We start from the raw sequence: 14,283 nt of genomic DNA, 5'->3' as shown, positions 1-14,283 counted from the left end.
ACGGCTCGCCGATATGTCAGCACAGCTCAACCTTTCTTACCATCTCGTTAATACACCGAGACAACAAGGATCGGTTGCACTGCGAATGCAAACCGGCCGCGACTGGAGACAGAAAGTGCCGATGACGACGCAACAATATTACGATCATACGGTCGAAGGTTCCGCAACGCTGCTCTCCGACGATACCTGGCAGGCTGCTGGCTGCGTAGTGCATGCCGGCGCCGTGCTGGTGGAGTCGGGCACGCTGGGCCTTTTCCGGACCCGTGAACGTGCGCAGGCCCAGGGGCTGGCCTGGGCCAAGAGCTGGATCGACATGCATCCGGACTCGGAAATCGCCGCGCCCGAACCCACCGCCGACGACAATGCCGGCACTCTCCAGCCCGAGGCCGCCGTGCGCGTGCGCACGGCGCCCGACTGTACATCCAAGCGATTGTTCGATATTGAAAGACATATCGCCGAAGTCCGCAGCAATATCCGTCGCCAGATTCGCTTCACGCGACAGCTTCGCGAAGATGGGCTGCCGACCGCGTTTACCGAGATGCTGTTGCACACCTTGTGCCAGACCGTGATGGCGCTGCGCGCGCAGCGCAACCGGCTGCGGCAGCAGACCAACGCCGCCTCGAGTTCGCGCTCGCGCAGCCGCTAGGCGGGACAGCGGAAGGACTGAAAGCCCGAAAGCCCGAAAGAAGAAAAAGCGAAAATCATCGGCGCCTGGAACCGCCCCGGCAAACGGGACGGCTTCCAGGCGCCGTGTCCGCTTCAGCGCGTGCGCAGGCGCAGCAGCGTCGTCAACAGGGTGTCCAGCACGATCGGCTTGGACACGTGGGCGTCAAAGCCGGCCTGGAGCGCGGCGTCGATGTCCCGCTGTTGCCCGTAGCCGCTGAGCGCGACGGCGGTCAGGTTTTCCAGGCCCGAGAGCTGGCGCGCGGCACGCAGCAGTTCGAAGCCATCCATGCCGGGCATGCCAAGATCGGACAGCAGCAGGTCCGGCGCGCTGGACGCCATCTCCCTGAGTGCGGTCTCGGCGTCCGTGGCGACCTGCACCACCGCGCCTTCCGATTCGAGCAGCATCCGGAACGTCTCCACCGTCGGCGCATCGTCGTCCACGAGCATGACGCGCATGCCGCGCAGCAACGAGGGCGTCACCGGCACCTCGCCGTCATCGTGCTGCTCGCCGGATCCGGCCGGCAATTCGACCGTGAAGCTGGCGCCGCGGCCAAAGCCGGCCGAGTCCGCACTGACCGTGCCGCCATGCAGCGTCACCAGCTCCTTGACCAGCGACAGCCCGATGCCAAGACCGGATTGCCGCCCGCGCGGACCGCCGCCCTGGTGGAACATGTCGAAGATATGGGGCAACGCCTGCTGGTCGATGCCATGCCCACTGTCCCGGACGACCAGCCTGGCGTGATCGCCCTGGTTCTCCAGCTTGACGTCGATCCGGTCGCCGTCCCGCGTGAACTTGAGCGCATTGCTGATCAGGTTCCAGACCACCTGCTCGATCCGCGTGACGTCGGCATTGATCCACACCGGCGTTTCGGCCAGTTCGCAGTGCAGCGTCAAGTTCTTGCGCGAAGCGTCCTCGGACGCGGCATCGCAGACGCGCTGCACGACCTCGCGCCAGTCCAGCGGCTCGCGCGTGAGCGAGAGCTTGCCGGTACGCACGCGCGACATATCGAGCAGGTCGTCGATGATCTGCGCCTGGTTCTGCACCGTACGGCGGATGGTCGCCGTCGCGCGCGCGATCAGCGGATTGCGGCGTGCCTCGCTCGAGCGCGAGATCAGTTCGCTGCTCGCGCTGATCAGGTTCAGCGGGTGCTTGAGTTCGTGCGACACCACCGCCAGGAATTCGTCGCGCCGCACCTGGTCTTCGTCGTGCCGCCATGACGACTCGTTGCGCGGGGCGCCTTGCGGCAAGGCCTCGTCGAGGTCGCGCGCGATCTTGGCGTAGCCGCTGATCCCGCCGCTTTCCAGCCGCGACAGCACGCCGCTGGAACGGAAGCGCGTGCCGTCCTTGCGCACGTGCCAGCGGTCTTCCTCGACCCGCCCGTACTTGCGGGCCTGGTTCATCTCCTCGGCCGGCACGCGTTGGTCGCGGTCTTCGGGCGTGTACAGGACGTCGGACGACCGGCCCAGCATCTCGGCCTCGTCGTAGCCGAAGATGCGCTGCGCGCCGACGTTCCAGCTGGTGACGCGGCCTTCGTCGTCGAATGTGATGATGGCGTAGTCGCGCGTGCCTTCGGCAACGATGCGCATGCGCCGCTCGCCATCGCGCAGGCGCTCTTCCGCGGCCCGGCGCGACGTAATGTCGATGAACGACAGCACGGCCCCGTCGATGCGATCCTCGGTGGTCCGGTAGGGCAGCAGCCGCGCCAGGTACCAGCGGCCGTCGCTGCTGCGCACCTCGCGCTCGATCAGCCGCAGCGAATCGAAGGCTTCGGCGGCATCGTCCGACAGCTTGTCATATTCGAGCCGGTGCGTGATGTCGAGCAACGACCGTCCGATATCGGACGGGATGATGCTGAACACATCCGTCGCCCGCGGCGTATACCGCTTGATGCGGATATTCCGGTCCACGAAGATCGTGCCGATGTCGTTGGCCGTGATCAGGTTCTGCAGGTCGTCGTTGATCTTGCTGGTCTCTTCGACCTTCGACTTGAGCTCGGCGTTGACGGTGGTCAGCTCTTCATTGATCGACTGCAACTCTTCCTTGCTGGTCTCGAGCTCTTCGGTCGCCGAACGCAGTTCCTCGTTGATGGCCTGCAATTCCTCGTTCGACGCCTTGAGCTCCTCGGTCGAGGTCTCCGACTGTTCGATCGTGGCCTGCAGCTGCTCCTTGGTGCGGTGCAGCTCGCTTTCGAGCTGGCTGACCACCGGATCGCGCAGCGGCTTCGACGCCATGGCGTCCGCCTCGGCCATGCTGTCCTCGACCTCGTCGAACAGGATCAGCACGAAGTCCGCGTTGGCTTCGACGTCGTGGACGGGCCGCGCAATCATGTTCACGAAGAAACGCCGGCCGTCGCGCTCGAGCTGCACGCGGCGCGCTTCCACGCTGTGGTTGGCCTGCAGGGCCTGGAAGATCGCGGTGCGCAGTTCGAGCCGCAATTCCGGCCGCACCGCCGCGATGATGTTGTGCGACGGCTCGCCGCCGGCATATTGCAGGAAGCGTCCGGCGCGGTCCGACAGGTGGACGATGTCCGACTCGCGGCTGACCAGCACGCTCGGCGGCGCATGTTGCTCGATCACGCGCTGGTGCAGGTCGCCGAACGAGAACTTGCGGCGCCCCGTATGGGGCGTGATCATCATCGGCAGGGCCGACGCCATGGTCGCGGGCGCCTGCGGCATGGGCGCATCGGCGCGCACCGCGACGTTGGCGCGATAGATCCTGGCCTTCTTGTCGACCACGCTGAACAGGTTCGCAACGCTGTCCGCCGCCTCCGAGCCGCCCAGGAACAGGTAGCCGCCCGGGCGCAGCGCAAAGTGGAAGGTGCGCAGCACTTCCAGCTGGGCTTCGCGATCGAGGTAGATCAGCATGTTGCGGCAACACACCATGTCGAGCCGCGAGAATGGCGGATCGCGCAGCACGTTGTGCAGCGCGAACAGTACATGTTCGCGCAGCTCTTTCTTGACGCGGTAGTGCCCGGCATCGCGCGTCAGGAACTGGCGCATGCGGCCGGCGTCCACATCGGCCGCGATCGCCTCCGGATAAAGCCCCATGCGCGCCTGGGCGATGGCCCGCTCATCGATGTCGGTGGCGAAGACCTGGTACGGCACGGCTTCGGCCGTTTCGCCTGTTGCCTCCTGCAGGAGCATGGCCAGCGAGTAGGCTTCCTCGCCGGTGGCACAGCCCGCGCTCCAGACACGGATCGGATCGCCCTCGGCCCGACGGGTCGCGATGATCTGCGGCAGCACTTCCGTGCGCAGCGCGTCGAAGGACTCGCGGTCGCGGAAGAAATTGGTCACGCTGATCAGCATGTCCTGCAACAGCAGCGGCGTTTCGTCCGGGTGGCCGTGCAGGAAGTCGCGGTACTCGGACAGTTCGCTGAGCCCGTTCACCTGCATGCGCCGCTCGATGCGGCGCAGGACGGTGGCGCGCTTGTACTGGCGGAAGTCATGCGAGGTGCGCGTGCGCAGGATCACCATGATCTCGCGCAGGATGTGCTCGGTATCGGCTGCGGCGGCGACGCTGTCGCCGGATTCCGCATCCGAGGGCAGGCGGATGCGGCTGGCGTTGGTCCACAACTCCATGAGCTTCTGCGGCATCTCCGGCACCGGCAGGATGATGTCGACCTGCCCGGTGCTGACCGCCGCGCGCGGCATGCTGGAAAACGCCGCGTCCTCAGGCTGCTGCGCAATGACGATGCCGCCAAGCTCCTTCACGCGCGTGATGCCGACCGAGCCGTCCGCGCCCGCGCCGGACAGCACGATGGCCGCGGCCCGTTCGCGATGCGCCTCCGCCAGCGAACGGAAGAACAGGTCGATGGACGCGCGGCGGCTGTCGAGCGCGCCCACCGCTTCGACGCTCAGGTAGCCGTCCACCATCGACAGCGTCATCGACGGCGCAATCACATAGATCTGGTTGGCCTCGATGGTCGTGGTGCCCGTGACCTGCGTCACCGGCATGGCGGCGACCGCGCCGATCACGGCGGGCAGGTTGCTCGCGTGGTCCGGGGCGAGATGCACCACCACCACATAAGCTGCGCCGCTACGCCCTGGCAAGGCTTCAAAAAATGTCTTGAGCGCCTCGATGCCGCCGGCCGACGCACCGATGCCGACGACAGGAAAGGAGAGTTGGCTGGGGAGCGATTTCACTCGGGATGAAGCCATCGTGGTGCGCAAATTTGCTGATCTGAGGGTAAGAAGGAAATATTACTACGCAACGCCCTTGCCAGCGCGCCCAAATGGGGGAATAGCCGCCCGCCAGTGCCGGTAGCGCGACGTGGCGCGGAGGCGACTCGAACCACGCCCGTTCCGGGGGCAGGCCTTGCCATCGTGTTGCGCATCCGATATCCGGTCCGTCATGGCATGACGGATCTCCGTCCAACATCGCACCGGCAGCATCCTGTGTCACGGATCTTGCGTGGGACTCACCACATCCACCCGCTCCCGCGATCCGCACGGCGCCCGGCGCACGTCGGGCCGGCCGCGCTACCGCGCAGGGCCTTTCCCGGCCATGAACGGCCGGCAAGGACAGGTATGGCCCACCATTCCGTCACCCATTCCGACCACCATCCGCCCTCCGTTGCCTGGCACCGCGACAGCCAGCGCGAACCACCGGCGCCGCCGGCGCGGCTGTTCGCGCAGGCCGCCACGCACCTTCCCGAGCTTGACGATGCCGGCTTTGCCGACTGGATCGACCACTATGCCAATGCACGCGTGGTGCTGCTGGGCGAAGCGTCGCACGGCACGGCCGAGTTCTACCGCGCGCGTACCCGGCTGACCCAACGGCTCATCAGCGAACATGGCTTTACTGTCGTTGCCGTCGAGGCCGACTGGCCCGACGCCGCGGCCATCGACCGCTATGTGCGCCACCGCAGCGCGCCGCCGGCATCCGCCGGCCCCAACTTCTCGCGCTTTCCCACCTGGATGTGGCGGAACACCGAATTCGCCGCGCTGGTCGACTGGATGCGCGACTTCAATCTCCAGCGCAACCCCGCGGAGCGCGCCGGCTTCTTCGGGCTCGACATCTATAGCCTGTCCGCATCGATGGCGGCGGTGCTGGCCTACCTGGAGCGCGTGGACCCCGCGGAAGCCGCGCTCGCGCGCCGCCGCTATGCGTGCCTGGTGCCGTGGCAAAGCCAGCCCGCGCGCTACGGCCTCGCCGTACTGTCGGCGACGGCCTCGGCCTGCGAGGACCAGGTCATTGCCCAGTTGCGCGCGCTGCTTGAAAAGCGCATCGAGTACGCGCTCGGCGACCACGACGCATTCTTCGAAGCCGCGCAGAACGCCCGCCTGGTCGCGTCCGCGGAACAGTACTACCGCGCCATGTACCAGGCGTCGGAGGCCAGCTGGAACCTGCGCGACACCCACATGCATGACACGCTGACGCGTTTGCTGGAGGCCTGGGGGCCCGGCTGCCGCGCGGTGGTGTGGGCGCACAACTCCCACATCGGCGATGCCTCGGCCACGACGATGGGGACCGAACACAACCAGCTGAACCTGGGCCAGCTGTGCCGTCGCTCCATGGGCAGCCGGGCCGCGCTGATCGGCCTCGATACCTACACCGGCACGGTGGCGGCGGCCTCGACGTGGGATGGGCCGATGCGGGTCAAGAAGGTCCTGCCGGCGCGGGCCGACAGCTACGAGTACGTGGCCCATGCGGCCGGCCTGCCGCGCGCGTTCGTGGACCTGCGCGATGGCGTGGCGGGCGCGGGCGCCGCGCTGCGCGACGCGCTGCTCGAGCCACAGCGCGAACGCTTCATCGGCGTGATCTACCAGCCCGAGACCGAACTGCACAGCCACTACATGCACGCGGTGCTGCCGTACCAGTTTGACGGATGGCTCTGGCTGGACACGACCACGGCCGTGCGCCCGCTGGCAGCGCCACCAGCCGCGCGGACGGCCGGCGATATGGGCGATATGGGCGATATGGGCGATATGCCGGACACATACCCGTTCGGTCTGTGATACCGCGTTCGCGGCGTCATTACCGACCGTTGTAGATTCTGCCGCGCGCCGGTCGATGCGCAACGCCCGCAGCGCGCATCGCGGCGCGCTCCGGCGATGCGTAGCAGGCGGGCACGCAGGTTGCTCCAGGATGGCACCTGCAACCGTTCGGAGACTGCAATGGATCCCAATCTCACCTCGAACCAAGGCGCTGCCATCGTGGGCGGCGGCGTCGGCGAAGGCCCCGGCCCGGAGATCATGGCCGCATCGACGCTGGACGACACCAAGGTCTATTCGTCGGACGACCAGCACGTCGGCGAAATCAAGGAGATCATGATAGACGTGCCACGCGGCCGCGTGGCGTACGCGGTGCTCAGCACCGGCGGGTTCCTCGGCATGGGCGATACGCTGCATGCGATTCCGTGGAGCGCGCTGGTCATGGACACGGACGCCAAATGCTTCCGCCTGGGCATGACCGCCGACCGCATCAAGAACGCACCCGGGTTCAACAAGGACAGCTGGCCGCGCATGGCCGACCAGCAGTGGGCCACCGACGTGCATCGCTACTATGAGCGCGAGCCGTACTGGATGGGCAATACACCGCTCCTGTAAGACCTTAAGCCGGAACGCCGGGCGCTCCGCCCGGCTTCGCAACCGCGGCGTAGTGGCCGCGCGGTGCCGCCTGCTAAACCTGCATCGCCACGGTGCCACGCGCATCGGCGCCGGCCATCCGGACGGCACGAAGCTTGCACAAGGATCGCATCACCCGAGTGCACTACAGGAGCCTGCCGTGACCGCTACCCGCTTTCCAGGACATCTCGCCGCCGTCCTGGCGTTTGCCGTTGTCATTCCCGCCCACGCCGCACCGTCTGCCTCCGACACCGAATTCATGAAGAAGGCCGCGCAGGCCGGCACCATGGAGATCGAGGCCAGCAAGATGGCGCAGCAGCAGGCCAGTGACAGCGCCGTCAAGGACTTCGCCGCGCGGATGGTGAAGGATCACCAGGCCGCGGCCGATGAACTCAAGCAGCTCGCCAGCCGCAAGAAGGTGGCGCTGCCTGCGACACCGGACGCCTCTGACCGCGCCACGCTGGATGCGCTCAAGGGGCTCAGCGGCACAGCCTTCGACCGCCGCTATGCGGACTCGGTCGGCGTGCAGGCGCATATGCAGGCCGTGGACCTGTTCCGCCAGGCCTCGCAGTCCGCCAGCGATAGCGACGTCAAGTCCTTCGCGAGCAAGACGCTGCCGACGCTGGAGCACCACCTCGACATGGCGCGTAACCTCGCGGCCAAGAACAAATGAATGAATGAGCGAATGAGATCGTAGCGCGCGCGCCCCGTTGCCGGGGCGCGCGCCAGCTGCCGCATCAAGGCGCGGGACACTTCCCGGCGTGCGCTTGATCAGTGGACGGATTCCGTCCCCGTGCATGCATCGCTGAGCCCCTCGATCAGCAGTACCGATTCGTTCTGCAGCGCAAGCCGGACGCCTGCCGCGATCGCCGCGCTCCGGCATGCGAAGGTCTCGGTCTTCGTCTTGCCATCGGCCGTCATGGCCACCGCCCAGATCATGCCCGTGAGCGGGATCACCTTTACGACACCGTCCGCCATCATTCCCCTCCTGAGATCAAAGCGCCCCCAACCTGGCCGGCGAGACGTGATGCGGCGCGTCCATGAACGGATGGCTGCGGCACTGCACCGGCTTCTGAAGCTGACCTCCATTGAGCAGGGTCCATGCCACCGCCGGCCGGTTATGGCGCGCGGCGCATGGCGGGCCCATACCCTCTCGCGGCGGCTGCGCGCAGGATTGGTGGGAAGGCCCTGAAAAAATTACTGCGGCAAGGGGCGCCGTGCCGCAGGCAGGAAACCGCGCCCGGGAAGGGCGTATCGGCTCAGACTTGGCGGTTCTGCTGGTTCTGCTGGTTCTGCCGGTTCTGCCGGTTCTCGACTTCGGCTTCGTTCTGCGCGTAGGCACGCCAGGCGCCGATTGTCCACCGGGTCCAGTGCTCGGGCGCGAACGCCATTTCGTCATACCCCGGCAAGCGGTTGTAGAGGACGTCGCGCATGGCCGGGTCCGCCATGAAGGTGGTACGAATGCGGTAGATCGCAAAGACACGCCCGAGCAGCACCAGCCCCGTAGCGGCCAGCGCGATGCACCAATACTCCAGCGAACTCATGCTGCCTCCCTCGCAACTTGCCAGCCGCCAATGTCGCGCGCCGGATGTCGGCCAGAGCGACGATACGTACGGGCGGGGCCGTCCGGATAGCGAGCTTGTGCTGCCGCCTACCGTGACCTGCTGGGCCGCGTGGTGCTCATGCGAACTTCGAGCGCCGCCAGCGCCCGTTCCAGGCTGACGAGCATCTGGGCAGCCTTGACGGACTCGGCCTCATCGGTCAGCCGGGTCGCACGCTGCTGTTGCAGGCTGATCTCGGCCTTCAGTTCGTTCATATAACGATCCAGAATGACGAGTTCGCGAAATCTTCCTGGCGTCATGGCGGTATCCGGAATTTGCAATGATTAATTGCATGCTATGAAAATAGAAAGCTCCCGTCAGTGGTGACTTCATGTTCGAAACGGCATGGTTTCGGACAGGATGGAGGTTGCTATTCCGACATAAGCTTCAGACATGCCCGGTGCTGGTCGCCGGGCGTCGATTCCCGATGGTTGCCCGCTCGAAGGAGCGGGCTTTTTTTTGGTTCTTGGGAGCATTGCGGCTGGCGTCGTGCTTGGCAAGCGCCGCCGTTTCGCCGGCGTAGCCGGCGAGTAACTTCTTGTCCAAGCGACAAGAAAGTAAGCAAAGAAGCGCGTTTACTTGTCCTAGCGGACGAATATTGATCGTAGTGTGCGAAGAATTTCGTACGGGTATTCGCTTCAGAGACTGCCCGGCTGCCTGCCGCGTGGTGCGCGTCCATATGCAGGCTCTCGGGCAATGATTGAACGAGGCTCTCGGGCAATGATTGAACGAGCCCCGAAACTGTCCGTGGCCCGACAATGCAGGCGATATCGCATCATCGCCTTCGGCTGCTACGCGGCTCAGTAGTCGGCAGGCGGGACGACATCAACGGCGCAAATGCCGGTGCTTCCGCCCCATCTCTTCCCTCCCGTCTCCTTCCCGGTTTTCAGTGAGTGCGCGCAGCAGCCCAGCCGAGAACAACTTGTTGCCGCGAGCATGTGATGTCGGCGTTGCGCTGCCAACGCCGACAAGGGATCGCCCTACCCCTTGACGATCACCCGCCCACTCTGCGAATTCCCCTTTTGCGCCGCGGCCGCCGCAGCGGCGGCACTGGCCACCTGCCGCTCGACAGCGCCCACAGCTTGCTTGGTCGACTCCTGCATCGACTCATACAGCGAAACGCCGGAAGCCATGGCCGCTTGCCAGGCATTCAGCGGGCCTTGCGAGCCATTCGGCGAACTCTGCGCGAGCTTGTCGAAGATTTCCTGCCAGGTGCGCTTGTTGGCTTCAAATTGCGCAGCCGCCACCTTCTGGAATTCCTCGCGCGTGTTGGCGGCGATTTCCTGGACCTGCTGGAAATACGCACGTGCCTTCTCGGCCGCAGGCTCGACTGCGGTGGCCTGCGCGGCGAACAACTCCTGCGGATTCTTGGCGCTGAACGCCTGGCGAACGGCTTCCTGGCTGTCGACGATCGACCCCTTCATGGTCTGCATGCTCAGCTCGGTGAGCTTCTGGCACGCTTCCAGGGTCTTTGTCGTCATGCCAAATACGATATCCATGGCTGCCGCCTGGGCTGCGTACACGGGCTGCAGATTCACTTCTGGCATGGTGCTCTCCTTGGGATGAATCCCCGCATCCAGGCAGGGACTGATTGACGAAAGGCCGATGCCGCTCGGCGCTTGCGCCGTGGGAAGAACGAGCCTAGTGAAATTCCGCGCGAAGAGAAAGCGGCCAGCGCGGTCCGGAAGCCGGGCGTTATGGACAGCGCCAGACCGGCCCACGCGGTTGACTTTTAGCCCGGCCGGTCATTTCCGGCACCTATATTTCGACAGGCTGCATCACGGCGCCGGCAGTGGGCTAGTGCGGTGACCGCCGCACCCGCTAAGATGGCGGCTCGTCCCTACACGCCCCTCCCAATGAGAATCCGCATCGGCGAAGAGATCACCTTCCGCAAGCTTGAAGCGCTGCTTGCGTTCATGGAATCGGGCAATCTGGCCAGGGCGGCCGAGATCCTGGAAACCAGTACGGTCAGCGTGCATCGCGCGCTGCATTCGCTTGAGGAAGGCACAAGCTGCGCACTGTTCCGGCATGAAGGCCGTAACCTGATCCCGACCGATGCGGCCCATGTGCTGGCCGATACGGCACGTGAAGTGATCAAGACCATGGCCGACGGCATCCGCGCCACGCGCCAGGCCGCCGGGTACCTGGCCGACCATCTCAAGATCGGCTCGCTGTACTCGTTGACGGCGCAGACGGTGCCGCGGATCGTTATCGATCTCAAGGCGCGCCGCCCGGAGCTGCAGACCGAACTCGTGCTGGGCTCGAACACCGACCTGCTGCAGATGCTCAAGCAAGGCTCGATCGATGCCACACTGATGGCCACGCCCGAGCCGGACCCCGAGATCGAATCCATCCCGCTGTTCGAGGACGACATCTTCTTCGCGGCGCCGGCCGACTCGCCCTACGCCGCGATGCCGGCCGTGGACCTGCGCACCTGCCGCGACGAACCTTTCGTCTCGCTGACCGAAGGCTTCGCCACGTCGCGCGGCTTCGTCGAAGCCTTCCGGATCGCAAGTTTCCAGCCGAGCCTCGTCATGAAGGTCGGCGATATCTTCTCGCTGATGAACCTGGTCGGCGGCGGCGTCGGCTATACGCTGCTGCCAGGCCGCGTGAAGGGAGTGGCCCCGCGCAATGTGGCCTTCGTGCCGCTTACCGCCGACTACGACAATATCCGCCAGACCATCGGCCTGAGCTTCCTGCGCCGGCGCGAGCGCGACCCCAACCTGCTGGCGCTGGCCGCGGTCTGCCGCATGGCCATGCGGCAAGGACAGTAAGGCCCGCTCGCTTTCGCCAAGCGTAACGATCCTGCCGCCCGCGTGATTGTTCCGGGGTCTGCCCCTGTTTATGGTTGACACCATCAGACAGACCACGCCGGAGACACGATGACCAGCACCCCACCCGGGCGCCAGTGGAACACCCGCAGAGAAGCCAAGGCGCGGCGCAAGCAGCAAGGCGCCGCCATCGCGCAGGGCAAGCGCATACCGACCGGCGATATCGTGCCCTTCCTGGAGGCGGTGCTGCGCCCGGGCGATCGCGTGGTGGTCGAAGGCAATAACCAGAAGCAGGCGGATTTCCTGTCGCGCTCGCTGGCCCAGGTCAGCGCCGCGCGCGTCAACGGCCTGCACATGATCATCCCGAGCGTCAGCCGCGTTGAGCACCTGGACCTGTTCGAGCGCGGCATCGCCCGCAAGCTCGACTTCTCGTATGCGGGCGCGCAGAGCATCCGGATCTCGCAGTTCCTGGAAGACGGCCTGCTCGAGGTCGGCGCCATCCACACCTATATCGAGCTGTATGCCCGCCTGTATGTGGACCTGGTGCCCAACGTCGTGCTGATCGCCGGCTACAAGGCGGACCGCGACGGCAACCTGTACACCGGACCGAGCACGGAAGACACGCCCGCGCTGGTGGAGGCCGCCGCGTTCCGCGATGGCCTGGTGATCGCGCAGGTCAACGAGATCGTCGACGATCCGGCCGACCTGCCGCGCGTGGACGTGCCGGGTTCCTGGGTCGACTACGTGGTGCAGGCCGACCAGCCGTTCTTCTGCGAGCCGCTGTTCACGCGCGACCCGCGCCTGATCAAGCCGGTGCACGTGCTGATGGCGATGATGGCGATCCGCGGCATCTACGAGCGCCACCAGGTGCAGTCGCTGAACCACGGCATCGGCTTCAATACCGCGGCGATCGAACTGATCCTGCCGACCTACGGCGAGTCGCTAGGGCTGAAGGGCAAGATCTGCAAGTACTGGACACTGAACCCGCACCCGACGCTGATCCCCGCGATCGAAACGGGCTGGGTCGAGGGCGTGCACAGCTTCGGCAGCGAACTCGGCATGGAGCCGTACGTGGCGGCGCGGCCCGACATCTTCTTCACCGGCGCGGATGGCTCCATGCGCTCGAACCGCGCGCTCTGCCAGCTCGCGGGCCAGTACGCGGTGGACCTGTTCATCGGCTCGACGCTGCAGATCGACGGCGACGGGCATTCGTCCACGGTGACGCGCGGACGGCTGTCCGGCTTTGGCGGCGCGCCCAATATGGGCCACAACCCGGGTGGCCGCCGCCACCCCACGCCCGCGTGGCTGGACCTGATCGAGACCGACGACCCGCTCGCGCGCGGCCGCAAGCTGGTGGTGCAGATGGTCGAGACCTTCCAGGCCGGCGGCAAGCCGACCTTCGTCGAATCGATGGACGCCGTGGACGTCGCGCGCGAAAGCGGCATGCCGCTCGCGCCGGTCATGATCTACGGCGACGACGTCACGCACGTGCTGACCGAAGAAGGCATCGCCTACCTCTATAAGGCGCAATCGCTGGAAGAGCGGCGCCGGATGATCGCCGCCGTGGCCGGTGTGACGCCGATCGGCATGAAGCACGATCCCGCGCAAACGCGCCGCATGCGCAGCGATGGCCTGATCGCGCTGCCCGAGGATCTTGGCGTGCAGCGCAGCCAGGCCACGCGCAGCCTGCTGGCTGCGAAGAGCATGGCCGACCTGGTCGAATGGTCCGGTGGCCTGTACACGCCGCCGGCACGCTTCCGGAGCTGGTGATGGGCGGCGCAGCGGCAAGAATCCTGCGGGTTGCAGACGCGGCTCCCGCCATCGCTGGCCCATCCGCGCAAGCGCAGAGGCTGGCCGACCTGGCGGTCGACGCCATCATCGAAGAAGCACAACTGTCGCCCAAGCCCGGGCTGGTCGACAGCCGTGGCAATGGCGCGCATGCCGACCTGACGCTGGCGCTGATGCTGCGTTCGGCACAGGCGCTGGGCCCTTCGTTCGCCGCCATGGCCATGGCCGGCCAGCGCGCGGCCCGTGTCGGCTACGGGCTGCGCGAGCGGCTCGGCGCGCTCGGGCGAGAAGCCGAAGCGGCCATGCTGGCTGCCACCGGCGGCGTGAACACACATCGCGGCGCGATCTGGTGCATCGGCTTGCTGGTTGGCGCGGCGGCGCAAGTTGCAACCGCCGGCGAACGATCCGGCGCGCGCGCCGTGAGCCATGCGGCTGGCGCCATTGCACGTCTGTCTGACCGGCATCGCCCAGCAGTTACCGGCAACAAGGGCGAGCTGGCGTGCCTTGCGTATGGCGTAGGCGGTGCCCGGGCCCAGGCGCACGCGGGCTTTCCGCATGTCATGCGGCGTGCGTTGCCGGCCCTGCAGCAAAGCCGTGCACGTGGCGACAGCGAATCGGCTGCCCGGCTCAATGCCTTGCTCGCGCTGATGAGCGGGCTGGACGATACCTGCGTGCTGGCCCGCACGGGCCGCTCCGGGCTCGCCTATATGCAGGCCGGCGCGCAAGCGGTGCTGGCGGCAGGCGGCCCCGGCACGGTCACGGGACGGCGCCTGCTGCGCGAACTCGACGCCGGCATGCTGGCGCGGCGCGCATCGCCGGGCGGCGCGGCGGACTTGCTCGCCGCGACGATCTTCCTCGACCGGCTCGACTCCGGCACCGCGCAAATTTAG

Annotated in this window: 12 protein-coding genes; 7 read left to right on the top strand and 5 right to left on the bottom strand. The window is 66.4% G+C overall.

What is annotated here, in order from left to right; genetic code table 11:
- The first annotated feature begins 13 nt into the window (after nt 1–13).
- Nucleotides 14–646 carry a hypothetical protein gene (locus ACIGJC_RS17625; protein WP_483713339.1) on the top strand — a complete coding sequence of 211 codons (633 nt, stop codon included), beginning with the start codon at nt 14–16 and terminating at the stop codon, nt 644–646.
- 113 nt (nt 647–759) lie between these two features.
- Here ACIGJC_RS17625 and ACIGJC_RS17620 read toward each other — a convergent pair whose 3' ends face one another.
- Nucleotides 760–4,824 carry a CheR family methyltransferase gene (locus ACIGJC_RS17620; protein WP_483713338.1) on the bottom strand — a complete coding sequence of 1,355 codons (4,065 nt, stop codon included), beginning with the start codon at nt 4,822–4,824 and terminating at the stop codon, nt 760–762.
- A 369-nt stretch (nt 4,825–5,193) separates the two neighbouring features.
- Between ACIGJC_RS17620 and ACIGJC_RS17615 the strand changes: the two genes are divergently transcribed.
- The 3 genes from ACIGJC_RS17615 (at nt 5,194) to ACIGJC_RS17605 (ending at nt 7,906) form a co-directional block, all read left to right on the top strand.
- On the top strand, nt 5,194–6,624 hold the full coding sequence (locus ACIGJC_RS17615) for an erythromycin esterase family protein (RefSeq protein WP_483713337.1): 1,431 nt from the start codon (nt 5,194–5,196) through the stop codon (nt 6,622–6,624).
- Between the two features lie 159 nt (nt 6,625–6,783).
- Entirely contained in the window at nt 6,784–7,215 is a 432-nt protein-coding gene (locus ACIGJC_RS17610; protein WP_483713336.1) for a PRC-barrel domain-containing protein, read from the top strand.
- Between the two features lie 178 nt (nt 7,216–7,393).
- Complete coding sequence (locus ACIGJC_RS17605) at nt 7,394–7,906, top strand: DUF4142 domain-containing protein (protein WP_483713334.1); 513 nt, start codon at nt 7,394–7,396, stop codon at nt 7,904–7,906.
- 98 nt (nt 7,907–8,004) lie between these two features.
- On the opposite strand, the gene ACIGJC_RS17600 is transcribed toward ACIGJC_RS17605, so the two are convergent.
- The 4 genes from ACIGJC_RS17600 to ACIGJC_RS17585 all read right to left on the bottom strand — a co-directional run bounded on the left by ACIGJC_RS17600 (nt 8,005) and on the right by ACIGJC_RS17585 (nt 10,381).
- Entirely contained in the window at nt 8,005–8,211 is a 207-nt protein-coding gene (locus tag ACIGJC_RS17600) for a hypothetical protein (protein ID WP_483713333.1), read from the bottom strand.
- A gap of 281 nt (nt 8,212–8,492) precedes the next feature.
- Nucleotides 8,493–8,777 carry a hypothetical protein gene (locus ACIGJC_RS17595; protein WP_483713332.1) on the bottom strand — a complete coding sequence of 95 codons (285 nt, stop codon included), beginning with the start codon at nt 8,775–8,777 and terminating at the stop codon, nt 8,493–8,495.
- 107 nt (nt 8,778–8,884) lie between these two features.
- The gene (locus ACIGJC_RS17590) at nt 8,885–9,049 is read right to left on the bottom strand and encodes a hypothetical protein (RefSeq protein WP_483713331.1); all 165 of its coding nucleotides are present in this window, start codon (nt 9,047–9,049) and stop codon (nt 8,885–8,887) included.
- Between the two features lie 765 nt (nt 9,050–9,814).
- On the bottom strand, nt 9,815–10,381 hold the full coding sequence (locus tag ACIGJC_RS17585) for a phasin family protein (RefSeq protein ID WP_483713330.1): 567 nt from the start codon (nt 10,379–10,381) through the stop codon (nt 9,815–9,817).
- A gap of 309 nt (nt 10,382–10,690) precedes the next feature.
- Here ACIGJC_RS17585 and ACIGJC_RS17580 point away from each other — a divergent pair, with 309 nt between their 5' ends.
- From ACIGJC_RS17580 to ACIGJC_RS17570, 3 genes are all read left to right on the top strand, one after another.
- Nucleotides 10,691–11,608, top strand: coding sequence for a LysR family transcriptional regulator (locus ACIGJC_RS17580; RefSeq protein WP_483713329.1), 918 nt, complete (start codon nt 10,691–10,693; stop codon nt 11,606–11,608).
- A gap of 108 nt (nt 11,609–11,716) precedes the next feature.
- The gene (gene mdcA / locus ACIGJC_RS17575) at nt 11,717–13,375 is read left to right on the top strand and encodes a malonate decarboxylase subunit alpha (RefSeq protein WP_483713327.1); all 1,659 of its coding nucleotides are present in this window, start codon (nt 11,717–11,719) and stop codon (nt 13,373–13,375) included.
- Nucleotides 13,375–14,283, top strand: a complete 909-nt coding sequence (locus ACIGJC_RS17570; RefSeq protein ID WP_483713325.1) for a triphosphoribosyl-dephospho-CoA synthase — start codon at nt 13,375–13,377, stop codon at nt 14,281–14,283. Before mdcA ends, ACIGJC_RS17570 begins: the two co-directional genes overlap by 1 nt.

This window comes from Cupriavidus sp. C3SS-1 (assembly GCF_057073755.1).
The sequence above is the reverse complement of the archived record's forward strand: the minus strand, read 5'-3'. Positions and strand labels throughout refer to the sequence as shown.